Origin of the sequence: Tardiphaga sp. OK245, from assembly GCF_900108575.1 — a bacterium.
Lineage (GTDB): Bacteria > Pseudomonadota > Alphaproteobacteria > Rhizobiales > Xanthobacteraceae > Tardiphaga > Tardiphaga robiniae.
Map to the genome: position 1 here is coordinate 226861 of NZ_FNWZ01000005.1, position 21346 is coordinate 248206.

General features: G+C 57.5%; 16 protein-coding genes and 1 pseudogene. 5 read left to right on the top strand and 12 right to left on the bottom strand.

Translation table 11 applies throughout. The features are described 5' to 3' along the window. Nucleotides 1-14: 14 nt before the first annotated feature. The gene (locus BLW80_RS24180; RefSeq protein WP_093760443.1) at nt 15-1847 is read right to left on the bottom strand and encodes a heavy metal translocating P-type ATPase; all 1833 of its coding nucleotides are present in this window, start codon (nt 1845-1847) and stop codon (nt 15-17) included. A gap of 216 nt (nt 1848-2063) precedes the next feature. Between BLW80_RS24180 and BLW80_RS31015 the strand changes: the two genes are divergently transcribed. The 5 genes from BLW80_RS31015 to BLW80_RS24205 all read left to right on the top strand — a co-directional run bounded on the left by BLW80_RS31015 (nt 2064) and on the right by BLW80_RS24205 (nt 7805). After that, complete coding sequence (locus BLW80_RS31015) at nt 2064-2183, top strand: CBS domain-containing protein (protein WP_093760445.1); 120 nt, start codon at nt 2064-2066, stop codon at nt 2181-2183. 26 nt (nt 2184-2209) lie between these two features. Beyond that, nucleotides 2210-4582, top strand: a complete 2373-nt coding sequence (locus BLW80_RS24190; RefSeq protein WP_093760447.1) for a phosphoketolase family protein — start codon at nt 2210-2212, stop codon at nt 4580-4582. A 107-nt stretch (nt 4583-4689) separates the two neighbouring features. Next, nucleotides 4690-5142: a Rap1a/Tai family immunity protein gene (locus BLW80_RS24195; RefSeq protein WP_139285915.1), complete on the top strand. Its 453-nt coding sequence runs from the start codon at nt 4690-4692 to the stop codon at nt 5140-5142. A gap of 575 nt (nt 5143-5717) precedes the next feature. After that, the gene (locus BLW80_RS24200) at nt 5718-6368 is read left to right on the top strand and encodes a BON domain-containing protein (RefSeq protein WP_093761127.1); all 651 of its coding nucleotides are present in this window, start codon (nt 5718-5720) and stop codon (nt 6366-6368) included. A 192-nt stretch (nt 6369-6560) separates the two neighbouring features. Then, nucleotides 6561-7805, top strand: a complete 1245-nt coding sequence (locus tag BLW80_RS24205; protein WP_093760451.1) for an MgtC/SapB family protein — start codon at nt 6561-6563, stop codon at nt 7803-7805. A 107-nt stretch (nt 7806-7912) separates the two neighbouring features. Here the strand turns inward: BLW80_RS24205 and BLW80_RS24210 are convergent, their stop codons facing one another. The 11 genes and pseudogenes from BLW80_RS24210 to BLW80_RS24260 form a co-directional block, all read right to left on the bottom strand. Further along, entirely contained in the window at nt 7913-8170 is a 258-nt protein-coding gene (locus tag BLW80_RS24210) for a hypothetical protein (RefSeq protein ID WP_093760453.1), read from the bottom strand. A gap of 37 nt (nt 8171-8207) precedes the next feature. Then, nucleotides 8208-8435 carry a hypothetical protein gene (locus BLW80_RS24215; protein ID WP_093760455.1) on the bottom strand — a complete coding sequence of 76 codons (228 nt, stop codon included), beginning with the start codon at nt 8433-8435 and terminating at the stop codon, nt 8208-8210. Nucleotides 8436-8576: 141 nt separating this feature from the next. Next, nucleotides 8577-10058: a tyrosine-type recombinase/integrase gene (locus tag BLW80_RS24220; protein ID WP_093760457.1), complete on the bottom strand. Its 1482-nt coding sequence runs from the start codon at nt 10056-10058 to the stop codon at nt 8577-8579. Between the two features lie 470 nt (nt 10059-10528). Then, entirely contained in the window at nt 10529-11077 is a 549-nt protein-coding gene (locus tag BLW80_RS24225) for a hypothetical protein (RefSeq protein WP_093760459.1), read from the bottom strand. A 28-nt stretch (nt 11078-11105) separates the two neighbouring features. Then, nucleotides 11106-12908, bottom strand: a complete 1803-nt coding sequence (locus BLW80_RS24230; RefSeq protein ID WP_170849786.1) for a tyrosine-type recombinase/integrase — start codon at nt 12906-12908, stop codon at nt 11106-11108. 238 nt (nt 12909-13146) lie between these two features. Beyond that, a complete protein-coding gene (locus BLW80_RS24235; RefSeq protein ID WP_139285917.1) occupies nt 13147-16341 on the bottom strand; it encodes a hypothetical protein in 3195 nt (1064 codons plus the stop codon). An 8-nt stretch (nt 16342-16349) separates the two neighbouring features. Continuing rightward, on the bottom strand, nt 16350-17252 hold the full coding sequence (thyA, locus tag BLW80_RS24240) for a thymidylate synthase (protein WP_093761129.1): 903 nt from the start codon (nt 17250-17252) through the stop codon (nt 16350-16352). A 191-nt stretch (nt 17253-17443) separates the two neighbouring features. Continuing rightward, a pseudogene (locus BLW80_RS24245) lies at nt 17444-17968 on the bottom strand (thymidylate synthase); the annotation flags it as partial. A 167-nt stretch (nt 17969-18135) separates the two neighbouring features. After that, entirely contained in the window at nt 18136-19119 is a 984-nt protein-coding gene (locus tag BLW80_RS24250; RefSeq protein ID WP_089268260.1) for a tripartite tricarboxylate transporter substrate-binding protein, read from the bottom strand. Nucleotides 19120-19246: 127 nt separating this feature from the next. Further along, nucleotides 19247-20812, bottom strand: a complete 1566-nt coding sequence (locus tag BLW80_RS24255; protein WP_170849787.1) for a tripartite tricarboxylate transporter permease — start codon at nt 20810-20812, stop codon at nt 19247-19249. Nucleotides 20813-20825: 13 nt separating this feature from the next. Further along, nucleotides 20826-21326, bottom strand: coding sequence for a tripartite tricarboxylate transporter TctB family protein (locus tag BLW80_RS24260; protein WP_089268259.1), 501 nt, complete (start codon nt 21324-21326; stop codon nt 20826-20828). Nucleotides 21327-21346 lie beyond the last annotated feature (20 nt).

The following is a 21346-nucleotide window of genomic DNA, read 5'->3' on the forward strand; positions in this document are numbered from 1 at the left end:
GGGTCAGCGGATACCTAGGGGGCCAGCGGCGCGTTCGATATTGGCCCGCGAAGCGCTCGCAGAGCATTTGCAATGGCGGCGACGTCGATAACTTCTTGCAAAAGGGCACCTTGGACTGGGGCCAAGTACCCTAAGGCGGCGGCGATCATCCCGACAATGGACAGGCCCGTCCCCAGCAACACGCTCTGATAGGCGATCGCCCTGGATCGCTTCGCAATGTCGATCGACACCAAAACGCGATCGAGACGATCAACGAGAAGCACGACGTCCGCGGCCTCCGACGAGGCGGCGGCGCCTCTCGCCCCCATAGCGACACCTATGTCCGCAGCCGCCAGGGCTGGCGCGTCGTTAATCCCGTCGCCGACCATCATGACGCGCCCGCCCTTACGTTCAGCCCGCACGATCTCCGTCTTCTGGTCCGGGCTCAGCTCGGCGTGGACCGCATCGAAACCCAATCCGGTCACTGTCGCCTCGGCGATATCCCTGCGATCTCCCGTTGCGAGGACGATGCGTTGGATTCCCCTGCGTCTAAGATCGTCCAGCAGGCCCGACATGCCGCGGCGGATCCGGTCTCCAAGAACGATCTCGCCGACCGCCCGCCCGTCCAGCCCGACCATCACCACCAGCGATCCGGCATCCGGATGGGCGCTCATCGGAGAGACGCCGCAGATCGTATTCCGCGAGACGAAGCCCGATCCCCCAACTACGACGCGCCTGCCATCCACCCGCCCGATGATGCCATCACCCGGTGTCTCGACCACCTCTGTGGGCAAGGATAACTCCAATCCGCGCCGGCGCGCCTCTTCAACGATGGTGCCGGCGACGACATGCTTCGACACCTGGTCGAGCGACGCCGCGAGACGGAATACTTCGAGGTCTGAAACCCCATTGGCATGGATCGCAAGGACGTTCGGACGCCCGTCGGTGAGAGTTCCAGTCTTGTCCAAAACCAATCGCTGGATTCTAGCTAGACCTTCAATGGCGCTTCCCCCCTTGATCAGGATGCCATGCCGGGCCGCGCGCGACAGCCCCGCGATGAATGCGATTGGGACGGCGAGAATCAACGGGCACGGTGTCGCCACGACAAGAACCGCGACGACGCGAATAACGTCACCGCTGAAGTACCAGGCAAGACCCGCGATGCCGGCTGTCAGCAACAGGAATGCCATCGCGAAGCGGTCGGCGAGCCTCGACATCGGCGCTTTCGATTGCTGCGCCGCCTCGACCAAGCGGACGATCCCGGCGAACGTGCTTTCGGCGGCCGGACGCGAAGCCAACATGGTGAATGCGTCACCTGCATTGTAGACGCCGCTCGACACGCTTTCCCCTGCGCTTCGCCGCACCGGCATCGCTTCGCCGGTCAACGCGGATTCGTCCAGGATGGCAACTCCGTCCGTTACGGTCCCGTCGGTCGGAACCGGATCGCCCTGACGGATCAGCAGGTGATCGCCGGACGCAAGCGCGTCGACGGGAACCTCCTCCAGGCGACCGTCATGCAGCCGCATCGCGACCAGCGGTACGCGGGACAGCAGCGCTGTCATTTCGCGCCGTGCGCTGCGGTCGGCGTAGGCTTCGAGGAATTGCCCGCCGGCATACATGAGCGCCACGACCACCGCAGCAAGCTGCTCGCCGGTGCTCAGGGCGGCAATCATCGAAAATGCTGCCACGATGTCGAGCCCGAACTCGCCGCGTCGCAGGCCTGTCGCGATCTGCGCCAAGAGCGCAACCAGAACCGGAAACGCACTTACTGTCCAGATGGTTGCGCGCCATGCAGATAGCCCCATCCAAGGCGAGGCGAGCCCTGCACAAAGCCCCAAAGCTGCGGCTCCAATGAGAGCGCCGCGCATCCAGAAGATTGGGTTTTTCAAAAGACGCCTCCGGCAGGGTCCGCCCCGCTCGATGCGCGGCATCTTCCGCTCAAATCGGCCTCAGTCGGTTGATACGGATCAATACACCGGCCAAGGAGCCGACCCATGATGGACGTCGCCGCTCGACGGGGGTCCGAGATTGCGAGCGGCGATCAGCAAGGCCAACTCAGCGAGGGCCGGTCCTGAGAGGACGTTATGAAATTGATGAAGCGTCATCGGATCAAACGTATCCTCATCGCCCGGGATCTTAGGCTCATCGGGATCGTGTCACGTCGCGACCTGCTCCGTGGCGTCGTCGATGCGTCTTCTGTTTGAAGACACGCACATAGGGAAGATATCTGATGTTGAACGCACACGATATCGAGCTTATCGACCGCTACTGGCGGGCCGCAAATTATCTTTCGGTGGGGCAAATCTATCTGCTTGACAATGTGCTTCTTCGAGAACCGCTGCGCGCCGATCATATCAAGCCGAGGCTGCTCGGACATTGGGGGACTACGCCGGGTCTCAATTTCATCTACGCACACCTGAACAGGGCCATCCGCGAGCGCGATCTCGACATGATCTATATCTGCGGTCCCGGTCACGGCGGCCCCGGCATGGTTGCCAACACCTATCTCGAAGGCAGCTACAGCGAGATCTATCCGGAGATCACGCGGGATGCCGACGGGCTGCAAAAGCTGTTCCGGCAATTTTCTTTTCCCGGCGGCATTCCAAGCCACGCTGCCCCAGAGACGCCCGGGTCCATCCACGAAGGTGGCGAACTCGGCTACGCGCTGGTGCACGCATTCGGCGCCGCGTTCGACAATCCCGATCTAGTCGTCGCATGCGTCGTCGGAGACGGCGAAGCGGAGACGGGGCCGCTGGCAGCGTCCTGGCATTCGAACAAGTTTCTCGATCCCGTCCATGACGGCGCCGTGCTGCCTATTCTGCACCTCAATGGCTACAAGATCGCCAACCCGACGATACTTGGTCGTATCGAGGCTGGTGAGCTTCGCAGCCTGTTCGAGGGCTACGGCTATGACCCGATCTTCGTCGAAGGCAGTATTCCGAACGAGATGCATCGGGAAATGGCCGCGGCGATGGACGACGCCTTCGATCGTATCCGCGGCATTCAGGAACGTGCCCGCGGCGGCGCCGGCGGGCGTCCGAAATGGCCGATGATTGTCCTGCGCAGCCCGAAGGGCTGGACCGGCCCGAAGGAAGTCGACGGCAAGAAAGTGGAGGGCTTCTGGCGCTCACATCAAGTTCCGATCGCAGACCCGCGAAGTAACGCCGGGCACCGCGCTTTGCTTGAACAATGGATGCGCAGTTATCGGCTCGACACGCTGTTCGATGAGACCGGCCGATTGCTCCCTGACTTGCAGGCATTGGCGCCTGAGGGCAAGCGTCGGATGGGAGCCAACCCTCACGCCAATGGCGGCCTCCTGAAGCGCGAACTGAAATTGCCGGACTTCCGGTCACATGCGGTCGATGTTCCCGAGCCAGGTGCGGTAGACGGCGAAGCAACTCGCGTCATGGGAGCATATCTGCGCGACGTCATCACGCTGAACTGCGAGGCCAGGAACTTCCGCATCATGGGCCCCGACGAAACCGCGTCGAACCGGCTGGACGCTGTCTTCGACGTCACGCAGCGGGTCTGGATGGAGGACATTGAACCCTACGACGTTCACCTCGCGCATGACGGCCGTGTGATGGAAATTTTAAGCGAGCACATCTGCCAAGGCTGGCTCGAAGGCTATCTGCTGACTGGCCGGCACGGGCTGATGTCCTGCTATGAAGCCTTCATCCACATCGTTGACTCGATGTTCAATCAACATGCGAAATGGCTCAAGGTGTCGCGGTCGTTGCCTTGGCGTCAGCCGATCGCGTCGTTGACCTATCTGCTGACATCTCACGTCTGGCGGCAGGATCACAACGGCTTCAGCCATCAGGATCCCGGCTTCATCGACATGGTCACCAACAAGAAGGCGGACATCGTCAGAGTCTACTACCCGCCGGACGCCAATACGCTACTATGGGTTACGGACCATTGCCTTCGCACCTACGACCGGATCAATGTCATCGTAGCGGGCAAGCAGCCCGCGCCACAATGGCTGACGATGCGCGAAGCCATCACGCATTGTGAGGCCGGCGTCGGCATCTGGCCGTGGGCAGGAACGGAAGAGTCCGGCTGTGAACCCGATATCGTGATGGCCTGCTGTGGAGATGTTCCCACCCTGGAGACCCTCGCCGCGGTCGAACTGTTGCGACGGGACTTCCCGAACCTGCGGGTACGCGTCGTCAACGTCGTCGATCTGATGACACTGCAGGACAAGACCGAGCATCCGCATGGCCTCGACGATCGCGATTTCGAGAGCATCTTCACCCGCGACCGCCCAGTGGTCTTTGCCTATCACGGCTATCCAAGCCTGATCCACCGCCTGACCTATCGGCGCACCAATCATGACGGCCTGCACGTGCATGGCTTCCAGGAAGAAGGCACAACCACGACTCCGTTCGATATGGTGGTGTTGAACCGCCTCGATCGCTTTCATCTCGCTATCAAAGCGATCGAGCTACTCCCGGCACTGGCGACTGCGGGCGCTCTCGCCAGGCAGCGGCATCGCGATCGCCTGATCGAACATGGTCGCTATATCCGTGAACACGGCGAGGACATGGCTGAAATCCTCGACTGGCGATGGACCGCTGGATCGCGCTCCGAAGCGCACTAGGGAGATCGACAATACCAACTTCCGGGCTGTGGCCGATGCAAGGATCGCATTACGTCATGCCGGCGAAATGGAGCTCAAACTGCCGAGCTGCGCGGGGATAATTGACTATGCTGAGATTCATGGACGTGCTGACGCGCAGACCGCGCAGTAAATTGATCTCCGTCATTCTCTGTACGCTGAGCGCGTCCTGTTCGTTGACGCTTCCCATCGCTCATGCGGACGGCATCGGGATGGCTGAACTCTGCAACCGACCACATAGAGACTTGATCTCAATATATGTTCAAGGCGCTCTGGAGAGTGCCGAACGTGACGCAACGACCATCATGTCCGAGCTAGAAAAGGCCCTTGAAAGTGGATCATTGGAAGTCACCGGCTTAAAGAGCTCGTGGAAGCTGGTCATGCCTTACTGCCTGCCCCAGCGCTTCAAAGCAGATCAGGCAGCCGATATTCTCTGCGATTTTCTTACGCTGAACCCACAGAAGCGCAGACGCGAGAGCATAGCATTGCTGAATGAAGCGTTGCAGCGCGCATGGCCATGCCCCGATCGGCACAAGGAATAGCGTATGGACGCAACTTTTTTGGCCTTTCTCACGACTGAGTGTGTCGCGTGTTCACGCTATTATGGGGGCCACACCGATCAGAATACCAACAGCCAGAACGATCTGGACCATCCGGCACTGCTTACTAACTACCTGCATGATTACTCATCCGGCGATGTAAATTTCGCACTCCAATGCTCAGAAAACCATTTTGACCTTTAAGCTGACAGGTGACTTATTTCAGAATGACCACCGGTGAACACGCTCATCGTTTGCATCGCCAATTTCGTGGTATTCGCCCCACGCTCTCGACGGAACCTCATCGAGGCCCCATGGAGGAGACACCTCGGGCATGAGAACGCTGACAATGGCAGACACGCTGCTATTATTGCGGCGACACGGTTGAAGGCGCGCGCGATCCGACTTTTCGCTTCGTCGTGAATAATGCCGTAACTTTATAACATCATCACCCGGCTGACCTCCGAAGTACCATCGTAATTTATCCGACGACGCCCTCTTCTTTTGACTGATGTCAAAGGTTTTCGTCAGCGCTTCGCCTTGAATAATTCTGGTCACTCAAACAAAAGGAGCGGATGATGACCGACGCACAGCTTCGTCAAGACATCGTCGAAGAGTTCGACTTCGATCCTACATTCAGTGGCGAACATATCGGAGTGTCTGTCGACAAGAATGTCGTATCCCTAACGGGGCACGTAGAAAGTTATGCGCAGAAGGTGGCAGCCATCGCTGCGGCTCGCCGCGTCAAAGGAGTGCATGCGATCACCGAGAATATTGAGGTCCGCTACCCATTTCAGAGCCAGACTGCGGACGACCAGATCGGTCGCCGCGCGCTCGACATCCTGAAATGGGACGTCCTCGTCCCTTCGGACGCCGTTGACGTCCTTGTTCAGGACGGCTGGGTTACGCTGAGTGGAACCGTCACATGGCATTATGAGCGGACGGCAGCGGAAGACGACGTCAGAAAACTTTCAGGCGTCCGCGGCGTGACAAATAAGATTACGGTCAAACCACGCATCGAGGCGTCCGATCTCAAGAGCAAGATCGATGCCGCGCTGAAGCGTCACGCGGAAATCGAAGCCAATGCGATCCGTGTGACCGTCAAAAACCGCAACGAAGTGCTAATCGAGGGTAAAGTTGACAATTGGGACGAGCGCCGCGCTGTCGAGAATGCGGTGTGGTCGGCCGCGGGCGTTGCATCGGTAGACGACCGCCTCACAATCTCCTGATCGGCAGACGGGTTGCGACTACGACGTCGCAGCCCGTCTACGGATGATACAGACCGACCGTGGTGCGACCGCACACGCTCTCGAACTTGAGCCGATGCACGCTGAGCGAGCCGAAGCGACATTCCCGAACTGCGATGCCAACTCTCTAATGCCGGATTTGCATCTCCGCGGATTCCAGCGACTGGGAAGAACATGGCCGATTTCTCTTCCCTGTCCCTCAACCTCGCGGTGGCTCTTGGTATTGGGCTTTTGATCGGTGCCGAGCGTGAGCGCCATAAACGGGATGGACTTGGCCGCGCGCCCGCGGGGATACGCACATTCTCAGTGGTCTCACTCGTCGGGGCGATCGCCGTGACGGTTGGGGGGACGCTTATATTGGCGGTCTCGGTCGCAGGCGTGGCCGCGCTGACTGCCGTCGCTTATTTCAGATCCCGCGACGAGGATCCTGGGCTTACCACCGAGATAGCCCTGATCCTCACGGCATTGCTCGGCGGTCTCTCGGTGCAACAGCCAGCGTTGGCAGCCGGTATCGCAGTGACCCTCGCCGGCCTCCTCGCGGCGCGGGCTCAGTTGCATCACTTTGTCCGGTCGGTGCTTACCGAGGGAGAGGTGAGAGACGCTCTAATCTTCGCCGGCGCGACGTTGGTGGTTCTGCCATTGCTGCCCGATGAAGCGCTAGGGCCTTACAGCGCCCTGAATCCGCGTTCGATCTGGATCGTCGTCATCCTGATGATGGGGATCAACGCCGCCGGATATGTTGCCGTTCGCCTGTTCGGAGCGCGCTTTGGACTTCCGATCTCGGGTTTCGCATCGGGTTTTATCTCCAGTACAGCAACAATCGGCGCCCTGGGAGCGCAAGTCTCGAAGACTCCCGGCATCGTTACCGCGGCGGTCGCAGGCGCGGCACTTTCAACTGTGGCAACCATCATTCAGTTGTCACTAGTGCTCGCCGCAATCAGCATGATCGCCTTGCACACGCTAGCTATCCCGCTGATCTGCGCAGGCATTGCAGCCGCAACCTACGGCATCGGTTTCATGGTCCGTACCCTGCGCGAAAGCGAGCCAGCCGGTCCTCAGACGGGACAGGCTTTCAGCCTGCCGGTAACGCTGGTATTCGCTCTGACCCTTACCACGATCCTGATTGCCTCCGCGGCGCTGCGCGAAAGGTTCGGCGAAGCCGGAGTCACTTTGGCAGCCGCAGCCGCCGGCTTCGTCGACACACACTCCGCCGCCATTGCAGTTGCTTCGATGGTTGCATCCGGAAAGATAACGGCCACCGATGCTCTGTTCCCTATTCTCGTCGGCCTCTCAACCAACACCATCAGTAAGGTCATTTTTGCCTGGAGCAGCGGGAACCGCTCCTTCGCGATACGAGTGATTCCCGGCCTCGTCCTTGTTGCGATGACGGCGTGGGCCGGCGCACTGGTGTTCCGTTGACGGTCTTCGCTTGCCAGGTTGAAACGCAAAATTGCTCGCAAACAATTTCCCACACCGACTACATGTTACCCAGCGCGGCGTGATGCGCGTCAAGCCAAGACACTACGCTAATCAAAGAGAGTTCTCAGCAAGCGCCATAACTCACGATGGCCCGCAGTTTGCCCGCCTTGCGTCAGGTAATCGGCGATATCCATTGTGGCTGTCTGATAGTCGATCGTTCCGCCAATGTTTGCTTCTAGGTGCGCTATTTCGCGCTCGACATACAGCTTCTTACTGTCGGTATCGAAGACCAGGAAACAGCAATCGGTATGCGTGATTTCCGGTCCATTTACCTGACGATACAATTCTCGCTTTAGGAGAGCCATACTCCACTCCCGATACTGTTGCGATAAATTGGGCGCCCTAGCTCAACAGAGCTCGACTCTTTTTGGCAGCGCCGTAGATTTCGATCTGGAGCATCGGATAGGCCGCCCTCAGCTTCCGGCCCGACAACTCAGCGGCGGCTATTGTGTCGAATTCCGACTTAAAGTGGCCGTCGACAATCACCACAAACCCTTCGGTAGGAGGTCTATCGGCACAATATGCCTTCTTCGGCTCGGACTCATCAACTGAGAGGATTGGCTTCTTCATCGGGACCACCGTCGAATTACGGCCTATCGTTGAGGCCTCAAGGACAATCGCACCGTCGTTGCTTCATTTCGCTTACGGTTACAGATGCCAGCAACTTATGAGGCTACCTTGCTCAAGATCAATGCAAAGGTAGTTGTCGCATTAGCCTGCATTCCCCGATCGAATTGGATCGAACCCACTTGGAACGCCCGCGCCATCATCAGAGACGGAGAGTTCGTATGCGGCGGTGCCTTCAGCGAGTTCATCGGCCAGAGCGTAGAGCTTGCTCGCGGCAGCCAGTCTTCTTTCCCTACTTTCTTGGCTCCCTCCACGGATCACTGCGCCTGCGGAGGCCAATTCTTGGGAAAACACTAACTTAAGAGTAACCTTCTCCAACTCCACGGTCATACGTTGAATTTTCGCACGCAAACGCTCGCTAGTATTCGCGTCGGACGCCTGCAATCGGCGATTCAGAACATACGTGAGATACGGGCGGAGCGACGCTGGATGACCGTGCCCCATAAGTTCAGCGGCTTTGATCAGAATCGTCTCTATCCAACTAGAATGCGTTCCGAGCGGAATATTTTCGAATAGTCCATCAACAAGGTTTTCGATCGTCCGGATCGCGAACCGCGCTCGAAGACGATGGATATTCGCGAATTTTATGCCCGCTCGACGGAATGCACGCCGACCGATGCTGGTCACGCTATCAGGATGCAGGACGACGCCCGTCGAACTTGAGATAAACACATGGTCGGGCTCAATATATCCCTTGATCACGTTTGCACACCTCAACACCACTTCAGCGCGGTCATATGCGATGTAATTCAAGGTTTGCTCAATCAAGTCCGTTGGCACCACCAGTCTCTTGAAGCGTCCACCTTTTCGCCTGACGACGATCAGCCAGTCTTCACCACGCCTCTGCAGCTCGGCGAGTTTATCAGGCGATGGAAGATCCGACCTGCATATTTGCAAGAACTCGAACCTGCGAGCTCCCGTTAGTTCTGCCCACGACATCATTAGCGAGTTTCGCTCCGCCTGGTCCATCACCATCACAACTCTATGGAGGTCCAAGATTTGCTCGGTGGTTGGCGTATGTCTCACGGCGCTGCGCTGCTCGCCTTGACGTGCCCTGACCACGGATTGCCAGGAGAGTTTTCTTCCACGCCCCCTACCTGAGTGTTTCAGTTCGCCGGTAAGCGGAAACGTCCTCCTGCCCCACTCTGAATCGCGTTCATCTTCCGTGTAAATGCCAACGTGATAATTCAGGATTTGCCGACGCTCCGCCCAGCAGTAGAACGAAAACACGCGCTGAATGATTTCGTTGACACGCTTCGGCTTCGCGATTTTCTCCGACAGTAACTTGTCGCGGTATTGCACAAGGAATTCGTCGTCAACAGTTCGCCAATCGCGCTTCTCTCTTCGGCAAAATCTCAAGAAAGGCCGCAGGATCTTGGCATATTCCACAACCGTGGAGGGAGCGAGATCTTTGTAAAGAATGCAATGCCGCAACCAGTCAGAGACGGTTTCGTCGATCCCCTCCGGCCAAAAGAGTACAGGGATTCCAGGGCGCGCGCGGCCATAGATGACGCAACTCGCATCTGTTCGAACGATTATTCCGTCTCCCGCGTTAGGTAACGTCATCTACTACGCTCCGCCGTTTCGCTTTGTATCCCGCATAATTTTCGCTTCCGAAGGTGGCCGCCCCGCTCCGCGCCAATTTTGCAACTGATATCGGAGACGCTCGATTTCTTCCCCATGTGCTGACACAGCGGATAGAAGCTCGCAGATAGTTCTCTCCAGGCACTCGATGCGGGTTCTTAGTCTCGGCCTGTTTACCTGGCCCTTTTCCGATTGCCCGGCGATCTGCCTGTCCGCCCATAGTACTAACTCTCTAAGACTAGGATTCTCCGCAAGAGCCCCTGGTCGACAGCCAATCGCGCTTGCGAGATATGACCGCCGCAAACGCGTTCCTTGGATCGCTTTCCCTTTTGAGGTATCCGCGAGAACCGAGGCAACAACCACCTTCGCACGCTCAAGAAATAACTTGCCGCGATCGATGTTCGAGAGCGTCTTGGGATCAACGCTCCAGATATTGTGAATCTCTTCAAACCTCAATCGACCAACCTCACCCCGCGACGAGACTTTAACTGACGCTGCAGTTCAGCAATCTCTTCATTCTTCTCCGATATGATCTCATCTTTGCGCGTCACCATCTGCGCAAAAGATTGCGCGCGCCTCTTCTCGCTCTCCAATGCTTGCTTGGTCATTGTCCACTGCGATGCCACATGAACAAGCCGCTCTTCGCCTTCCGCTATCCTTCTTTCGAGCCCCGCGAGATGCGTCGTTGCAGCCGCTTCCTTAGCAAAGCCTCCAAGCGCAACCCCGCCAAGAAGTAAGTATTTAGCCTTCAACCGCTCCAGTGACGCCCAGATTGCCTTAATCGAATTTCCATGCTGAGGATGCGTTGTCGTAAAATCGCTGGGCGAGCCAATTGCTTGAACACCGAGTGACGGCTGGCTCCATGTCCGCACTTCTGCCAAGCTCGCAGGAAGCATTTGCCCGATGGGAATGCCGGATCGCTCCCATTCCTGAAGGACCTCCAGCTTGCGATTTATCCGCTTGCCAATGGAGGATCTTTTCGGATTGAAATCAGTAATCATAAAGACATCTCCTACTCGCGATCCTCGATCACAGCACTTGATCCTTCGCCGAGACTGCACGATAGAAACTTGATTCATGGACGGCTTCGAGTTGGACCAATCTGGCCGCTTCAAGCTCTCCAAATATCGTCTGTAGGCATCCGGCTCTCTCCTTTACCGCCGTCAGATGCTCGATCTCCTCCGACAGCACTTTGCGCTTGCCTTGCTCAAATACCGCGTGAGGGCAGCCTCCACAGACGGTTGGTTCGGCGTGCGCGAAATCCGGCCCTTCTCCACCGGTCGCGGAGTTCCCACGTAGCCGACACGCGGCAGTCGAAGCGGCTTGAGCGGTCTTGGGGCAAGTACATGTCACCCAAGGCTTCGGGGTTAAGACCATACCCTCCTGTTGAATAAATGACTTCAGGCGCGCGCCCACGCGTTCGGGGGACACCACGGACAAGGTTGCAGTCAGCCGCTCCTTAATGCGTTTTGCATGTAACTTCAGTCGATCTCCGGCGGCGCCTGACACAACGCGTTCGCCCGATGCAATCGTATTGGAGAAATGGCGTTCAAATCGCCAACGAGCGTCTTTGAAAAACGATGCAGCATCAGGATCCTGCTCAACGTACTTTCTCGTCATCTCGATATCAAAATGCCGCAGAAAATGACTGAGAACCTCGATTGACGCTCCCTCCCATCGGTAAAAATAGAGTACGCAGAAGAAGCGGCGAAACTGATGAGGCGTCCAGTGCCAGGGCGCAGTCGTCGCAATGCTGCCCTCATCGAGAGCTCCTGCTTGGTTCGCGAACGAGTCGAGAAAAGACTGTGGCCTGAATCGCTCCGCGCGCCCTCCCAAGGTCGATCTCATGAAGAGATACTTTTTTCCCTTGCCTGACGTCTCCCTCGCATCGGCGCTGATCACACGCAGGATTTGAACGGCCCGTACGACCATCAGGGGCACAGGAAGCCAGGCCTTTTCTTTCAGGGTCTTGACGATATGGATGTGCAAATACCAACCTGACGCATCGCTTCCATGGAGACACCCGCCTGATGGCGTTTCTCCACCCACGAAATCATCCTCAAGCGCGTAAATCTCCTTGAACCGTCGCGCCGTGAAAGTAGCGACGGCAATCCAGCATGCTGTAAGGACCTCCCTCGTCTCGCTTGCCGTCGCGCTTTTGATTCGATCGAGATCGGAGTAGTCCCTAATCTTGCAGGCGGCGTATTCCATCAGCTTCAGAGCCATCTCGGGCGGCGGCGTTTTGGTCCTCGACGATGCCTTCCCTCTGACTTTGGCCATTTCATTTGCACCAACGTCCGGAAAAGGTGGAAACGTTATTGTTTCTGCATCCATCTTTCTCCGCATGGCGTACATCAACTCGAGCGGCACCAAGTATCGGCCTATACTCGTCTGCGTGAGTGGCTCGAGCGCTGGTAGATCTGAAGCGGTCGTGCCATCTATTGGGGGCGGAACGCCGATATCAAATGCTAGATTCGTGAGAATCTGAGCCACCCTCGGGAGTCCGCCAACCGTTGGAGGAAGATTGCATTCCTTGAATATCAAATGCGGGAGCAACCTCATGGTGACTGGATCGACCATTCTTCTCACCGCATCATCACCATGATCGCGGCGATTCTCCTGGACCCAGTTTTCCAGACGCTCGCTAGCATGAAGTAACGCATCAGCCCCGAAGCACGCCTCTTCGACGAAATCCTCAAGTGTAAAAGCGTCAAGATCCAGAAACGAAAACTTGCCTCGCCAGCTTAGCGCGTGCGCGATATTTAGAAGACCGCTGATGTAGTTCTTCTGAGTCGTTGCTGTATCGATCCGGCTGAATCTCTTGTCGCGCATCCACCACGCGCACTCTTTGGTACTGGCGCATAATTCAGGGACGTCGGTTAGATATCGACCGTCTGAGAGCAACTTTCGGAAATTAATTCTTTTCAGATTCTGGTGATCGTGAGTGTCGCTTACGATCCAGACGTCATCCGAATACTTACTGTGCAACCAAGCGGCCTTCCGACTCTCATCGGAGGCGCGACGAGCGCGGTGGACGACCGGAGCTGTTGCTTTAGACTGCGCCATTTTCCTACCAAGGTTTTGGCGGCACGTATGTCGGTGACGCCTTAATTGCATCGGCACGTTTCCGCGCGCCATCCCATATTAAAATGAAGCTTCGGCTCATTTTTTCCTGAACGACGTCCGCGAGGCATAGCCACGGTAACCACATTGCCTCCCATCTCTCTGGACGATCGCGCTCCCATTCGCCTTGGACGGCTCGAAGGGATTCTTGCCAGAGCTGCAATGTCGCTATCGATTCCGTTTCGGCGACAATCAGGATCTGCGTGCACTTCCAGCAATCCATTTCGATGCAGGGCCGGCCTTCCGAGCCAGGCCGTCCCAATCGATTCTTGCAGAAAACCCCCAACCCCGTGTCCTGAAGCGCGCCAACGCGGCGATCGAATTCGTCCTTCGAGATCCCCAGCAACCGAGCGGCATCCTCCACACTTGAGGTCACCAACGTCTCAAATGCCTCCTGGAATCGGCGAATATACTCGTCGTACATGAGGCGCACCGGATATTTGAGTTGATATCCCTGTGACACCGCCAAGCCGTGTTGACCAATTGCCATCCCTAGATGAAGACGCCCGTCATTCTCGAGAGCAGCCTGCAGCAGGACACTTGGACGAATCATATTCGGAGCTATTGGCAAGCCCAAGGAAGATTGACAGAAAGCCTTGAACCAGTTCCGAAACCAGTGATCGGACATCATCTTCGTTCGACCATCATCTCGCGTCAGGAAAAGGCGACTGCCGTCCTCTCCAGCGACTAGTGCCAGCTTACCGGTTTCTTCCTCAAGCCACTTGATCGAAGACAAAACAACATCATCCGCATCAAAATGCATGATGATCGGCTTGCCCTGAGCAGCCGCTTTGACCCCGGTGATTTCCTTGAGACCATCGTATTCGCTGTCAGCAATGCAATTGCGCTTTAGCTCGCGTCCAACGGCAACATTTGCGCCGCTTTCGATTAAGTACAGTGCGAGTACGGCCGCGGCCGTTTCCGCAGTAGGATAAAGCATATGCTCGATTGCGCGCATGCCCCCATGCTCGAGAAATCTACGAGCAAAAAATTTCATGAGGCCCGACTCTGATTGCGGAGGAATCATCCCTGGAAAGCATGCTTTCGCGAAGGCCAACAAATTTGCGAGACTACGTCGGCGATCGGTCTCGTTGCCACCCTTCACAATTGGAAAGGCCGCGCGACCGATCTTATGCTTGCCCCGCCAATCCACGCCATCGGCAAAGTATCTCGTTATAAACCCGGCCGGATCTATATCCGCCTCATTCAAGAGTCGCCTTCCAAGCTCTAGATTTTCCTTCGCCTCGGAAATCAGGGCGATGAGCCGGACACGGAGGGCGTTCAACCGACGATTTAAGACAACCTTGATAGCTTCAATCAGATTTGACGGAAGCTCCCTGCCCTGGCGGACTTCCAACACCATGTTTGTGACGAACCGCTCGGCTTCCTCGAACGAAAATTCGATACGGCGAGATGCCGCTGCCTCGAGAAGGCGGTTGCCGATAACAGCTCGGATTTCTTCATCATCGACGGAAATCTCATGATTTACATTGACGACCGTTGCGAGGTGGCGCGCCAGCCTCTTTGCATTCTTCGGTCCAACTACCATGAGCGAGTGCGCTGGGATTGTCTTCTTTTGCTCTAACCCCCTACACGCTTGCAGCGCTCCCGTGAGCTTTCTTGAGGCAAATCGCTTACTCAAGTCGCCGGAGCTGATCAGTCCGTCTATTGCGTCATCGTACGCCAGGAATGCATCCTCCCACGCATCGCCCGTAATGATACGATTGTAGCGCTCGGCTTCCTGTACCACCGAGAGGCACTCGACACGATTGCTTCGTCCAATCCAGTCAAGCATGTTGACAAGATGACGGTGTGGGTTAACGGTCGACTTGCCAGACCAATTGGACAAGGCGTAGTTTTTGAACCCGTCGGCGACATTTAGCAGGAAGCCGCGCGACCAAAATTCTTCGAGATGTCCAAATCCGAAGACGCGTCCATAAATATACGGATCGATCCGACTAAGCTTCGCTTGCTCCAGATACTGCACGTCGTGTTTCTGAATTATGTCCGAAAACCGACCGTAGCGAAGCCGCTTCTCCGGAATACCGCACTCCTTGGCCAAAAGAGTTTGATTGACGGTCAGTCTATCGCGATTGAGTTTCGGAGCGTGGGCAAGGTAGTGTGCCAAAGCTTCAAACTGGCTTTGATCTTGCCTGAGAAGATAACCGTCCTGCGCTACCCTGCGATCGAGCTCCTTGACCACATCTGCGATCTGCTTGACTTGAAAAAATGGATAACTCGAACTGAAGCCAAAGTGCTTGGCGCAAAACGTCCGATCGATCTTCCCGTGAATTAAAGGCAGCAATCCGGCCTTATACTGAGCTTCGAGCCACTCCCGGATCTCGTCGAGACGTTTCGCGGGACCGGAAACCAACGGTACGCGCTGCTCGTACTCGCGTAGAACGGTCTTTGTGAACTTCGTAAGCCCACTTTTTTCACAGCCAAGTAACTCACAGTAGTAACCGCGATCAATCTTACCGCCACGAGAGGTTTTAAGACGCCCCGCGGCAAAATCGCGATCGAGTAGAGCTCGCACCCGTTCTTCGGTTATGGTTCCATACGCGCCGCGCGATCGTCGTGACCGGACCCGATAGTTCACCAAGATTGAGTGATGGTACTTGGAAATTAGAAGAGGATCACTATCCAGGACGTCCGCATACCATTCAATATCGACAGTCCCGTCCGGTCCGAGGACGAGTGCTCCTTTCGAGCGGTCGTCGTCAAGGCGCTCTCGGAGGATTTCAGCAAACGGTCGGACATCTTCATCGATGACTCCGAATGCGTTGAAAAGGTCGCGAAATTCATGCAGCGCAATCGCGTCGCAACCTAGAATTCCCGCGTAGTGCTCTAAATCCACGTCATCCTGATCGTCGAAGAAGATCCCGTCACCAGCAACATCGACAAAGCAAACTTCAAAAATGTTCTCCCAAATCGGCACGCCGCGTCCTGGTCGACCTTCCTCCACATCTCCCGATAAAAACATCGGAATGTATTTATCAAGCCCCGACGGATAGGGTTTCCGGACGGGATCTCCAAAGCGCTCTTCGTACCGCTCATAGAGCGCCTGCATGCGCGTTGAAGTAGGAAGCACGAGGCTGACGGAGCGATATCCCGAAGGAACCCGAACGTTCATCGCGTTCATTCGACCTCCTAGACCGCCACGTCCGCCTTTATTGCGGCGTGGGGGGCGTAGCCATCGACCTGAAAATCGTCGATCGTATACTCGTCGATGCTGTTGGCCCGCCGGCTCAGCTGCATTCGAGGCAGGTCACGCGGGTCCCGCTGAAGCTGTTCACGAGCCTGCTCGAGATGGTTAAGATAAAGATGCGCGTCGCCGGCAACCCAGATGAATTCTCCGGGTCTTAGGTCGGCTTGCTGCGCCAGCATCAGTTGTAGTGCTGCCGCTCCGACATAGTTGAACGGAGCCCCCAACAGCAGATCGACTGACCTTTGGAAAAGAAGGCAATTCAACCGACCATCGGAAGTCACATGATACTGATAGACCATGTGGCACGGCGGTAAGGCCATCTCCCCGATCTCGCTCACATTCCATCCGTGAAAGAGCATGCGGCGGCTTGCGGGGTTGCTACGCAGCGTTCCGACGAGCTGCGCGATCTGATCGTGCTCGCGGCCATCCGCGCCCAGCCAGCGGCGCCATTGCTTGCCATACACGGGACCCAACTCGCCCCACCGCGAAGCGAAAGCATCGTCCTCCAGAATCCTGCGTTCGAATTCCTCCTGCGAGACATCCTCTCCGGTGTCCGCCCGATACCGGGCTAAGGGCCAATCGGTCCAAATCCGAACATTGTCGCGGAGGAGCGCCCGAATATTGGTGCCCCCCGTAAGGAACCAAAGCATCTCCTTCACCGCCGTCTTCCAGTAGACGCGCTTCGTGGTGAGAATTGGCGCCACCCCCGAAGACAGGTCGAACCGGACCATCGCTCCAAACACCGAGCGCGTCCCCACGCCGGTTCTGTCAAGCCGCTCGTCACCCTGCTCCAGCGCAAGGCGAAGGAGGTCGAGGTACTGGTGCTCTGGATGCCTAAACGTCACGAAAACCTCCAAGTCCGCCAGCCGCTGCGGTCTACCGACGCGCGACTCGGCAGAGCACGACAACAAAGCAAGTCGTCCAGAAATAGTAGCGGTGTTTTTCTATTCGGCATATTGTCCCATAAATATGTAAGTGATATCAATGAATTTATAGTTAACCCGTCCCGCAATTATATCGCTACGCCTGAAAGCGGAGGCACGCCGAGGAAGACGTCGGCCGAGCGCTGATAGAGCTGGCACGACAGCTTGCCGTTCACGACATAGAATTGGAAAAGACAATGACATGGCGGCAGCGCCATCTTGTCGATCTCGGCGGGATTCCACGCCGTCACGATCAGCCGGCGCGAGTCCGGATTGCGCTTGATCATATCGACCACATTGGCGATCTGGTCGATGCTCCGTCCGTCGGGCGCCGGCCATGAGCGCCACTGCGATCCATAGACCGGGCCGAGATCACCATTGGCGTCCGCCCATTCATCCCAGATCGAGACGCCGTGGTCCTTGAGATATTTGATATTGGTATCGCCTGCCAAAAACCACAGCAGCTCGTGGATGATCGCCTTCAGCGAAAGCTTCTTGGTGGTCAGCACGGGGAAACCATCACTGAGCTTGAAGCGCATCTGATGGCCGAACACCGACAGCGTGCCTGTGCCGGTGCGGTCGTGCTTCTCGGCACCGTCGCTCAGGATTCGCTCTAGCAGGTCGTGATACTGGTTCATGGTCGATCTTGCGGGCTTGTGAGCGGGCGAACTTATCGCCTCGTCCGGTGGTCGGACACGCCGATTCCCGGATTATACCCGAAAAAGTGTGTCCCTGCCCCGCAAACGGCAAGGGCTGGATCCGTGAGGACCCAGCCCTTGAAATCAATTGGTTAGCCGGTTCCCGATCACATTGCGGGCTTGAGCACCGCCGACCACTTCTCGACTTCGCTCTTCACCAGCGAACCGAGCGCAGCCTGGGTGCGGGCTTCCGGCTTCGGAATGTCCGAACCGAGATCGAGCAGACGCTTCTTGACGTTTTCGTCGTCGAGCGCCTTGGCGGCCGCGGCGTTCAGCTTGGCAGTGATCGCGGCAGGCGTGCCCTTGGGCGCGAAGATCGCGTTCCAGGCCGAGGCCTGATACTTCGGCAGCCCGGCTTCGATGGTGGTCGGGACATCTGGCAGCGATGGGTTACGATCGGGCGTCGCGATGGCATAGGCCTTGATGGTGCCGCCCTTGATCTGCGGAACCGCGTTGACGATCTGGTCGCACATATAATCGACCTGACCACCGACCAGCGCGTTCATCGCCGGACCGGTGCCATTGAACGGCACGCCGGTCGGCTTGATATCCAGAACCGAGCTCAGCAATTCGCAGGACGAATACGACACAGAACCGACGCCGGCATGGGCCATGTTCAACTTGTCGCTGTTGGCCTTCACATAGGTGACGAATTCCTTGAGATCCTTTGGCGCAAAATCCTTCTTCGCCAGGATCAGAATCGGCGTGCCGGCGAGCAGCGCGACGGGTTCGAAATCCTTCTCGGGGTGATAAGCGAGCTTCGGATACAGCGGCACCGCCGCAGCATGGGTGCCCATGTGGCCGGTGATGATCGTGTAGCCGTCATTGGCCGCGCGCGCTGCACGCGTCGCGCCAGTCGTGCCGCCAGCGCCGACGACGTTCTCGATGATGATCTGCTGGCCCAGCGTCTTCGACATGTCCGCAGCGACGATGCGCGCGATCACATCGGTGGGGCCGCCGGCCGCGAACGGCACGATCATGGTGATGTTGCGCGTCGGGTATTCCTGCGCCTGAACAGTGGTTGCCAGTGCGCCGAAGCCGGCGACGGCCGCCAGGCCACTGATCGCAACTCTGCGATTGAACAGCTTCATTTGGTTTCCTCCGAAAATGTTTTTGCCGCGAAAATAACGACAGTCGCGGGACTGAATACAAGCAAAGGCCCGAAGTCTATTCGACTTCGGGCCGTGGCGTAACGACGCAGATGTGTGGAGAGATTCGTCAGCTCTCGGATTCGACGAAGACTTCGTCGCGTTTCTTTCGCAGTGCGGGAAGCACAGCGAGGATCAGCAGGAACGCCGAGATTGCCATCAGGGTGGCCGACAACGGACGGGTGAAAAACACCGTCGCATCGCCGCGCGAGATCAGCAGTGCACGACGCAGGTTCTCTTCCATCAGCGGACCAAGCACCATGCCGAGCAGCAGCGGCGCCGGTTCGAAGTCATGCTTGATCAACCAGTAGCCGAGCAAACCGAACACGCCTGCGAGCACCACGTCCATCGGTGCGTTGTTCACCGAATAGATGCCGATGCTGCAGAACACCACGATCGACGGGAACATCAGGCGATACGGCACACGAAGCAGCCGAACCCAGATGCCGACCATCGGCAGGTTGATGACGAGCAGCATCAGGTTTCCGATCCACATCGAGGCGATCATGCCCCAGACGAGTTCCGGCTGCTTCTGCATCACCTGCGGGCCCGGCACGATGCCATGGATGGTCATCGCGCCGACCATCAGCGCCATCACCGCGTTCGGCGGAATGCCGAGGGTGAGCAGCGGGATGAACGAGGTTTGCGCTGCAGCGTTGTTGGCGCTTTCCGGCGCCGCAACGCCTTCGATCGCTCCGCGACCGAAACGCTTCGGATCCTTCGACAGCTTCTTCTCAAGCGTATAGGCCGCGAAGGATGCGATGACCGCGCCGCCGCCCGGCAGAATGCCGAGAATGGAGCCGAGCACCGTGCCGCGCAGAATTGCCGGCGCAGAGTCCTTCAAATCCTTCTTGGTCGGCATCAGGCCTGTGACCTTCTGCTGCACGAGCTGGCGATCTTCCTCGCCGCCCGCATCCAGGTTGCGGATGATTTCCGCAAAGCCGAACAGACCCATGGCGACCGTAGCGAAGCCTAGGCCGTCAGCGAGTTCAGGGATGTTGAACGACATGCGCGACGCACCGGTCTCGATGTCCGAGCCAACCATGGACAGCAGCAGACCGAATACGATCATCGCGATCGCCTTCAGCACTGAGCCCTTGGCAAGCACCACGGCGAAGATCAGGCCGAGCACCATCAGCGAGAAGTATTCTGCCGGACCGAACGCAAGCGCGAGCTTGGTCAGCGGCGCGCCGAGCACAGCGATAAGGACCGTCGCAACGCACCCCGCAAAGAACGAGCCGATTGCTGCAATCGCGAGCGCCGGACCGGCACGGCCCTGCTTCGCCATCTGGAAGCCGTCGAGCGCAGTTACGACCGAACCTGCTTCACCCGGAATATTGACCAGGATCGACGTGGTCGAACCGCCATATTGCGCGCCGTAATAGATGCCGGCGAGCATGATCAGCGCGCCGACCGGCGGCAGACCGAACGTGATCGGCAGCAACATCGCCACGGTGGCAATGGTACCGATGCCCGGCAGAACGCCGACCAACGTACCGACCAGCGCACCGATCAGACAGAGCAGAATATTGATCGGAAGCGGGATCGACATTCCGCCGAGGAACGCCGGCGTCCACTGCACGAACTGGAAGACGGTGCTGAAGCCAAGACCGAGATTCGAAAAAAGATCACCCATGACGCCCTCGTTCTTAGCGGATCAGAAATGTCGGCCACATCTGCAACGGCAGACCAAGCGCATACGGGAACAGCAAGGCGCAGAAGCCCGTGAGGCAGGCGCCAACGATGATCGTTTCTTTCCAGCGCGTCTCGGGCGTGCCGAGCGCAGCAATCAGAAAACTCGACATCGCCGCGAAGATCATGCCCATCGGACGAATGCCGACCGCGAAAACCAGAATGGCCAGCGCCACAAAAAACGGACCGCGCCAGTGGAACTTGGAGAGCCCGGGGCCTTCTGTGAAAATGCCGACAACGGTTACGGCTGCACCAAGACCCAGCAGCAGAATGCCGAACATCCGCGGCGCGGTACCTGCTCCGAACGAGAAGCCATGCATGCCCTGCAGATCGCTGGATGCCCACAGAGCAAATGCAGCAATCGCCACCAAAGCAAGGCCGCCGATAAAGTCTTGAGGGCCTTTGACCCAGCTCGGTAAGATGGATTTCTCCGGCGCATGGCTCGGCGCATCACTCATTGGTACGTTCCCCTGTCACG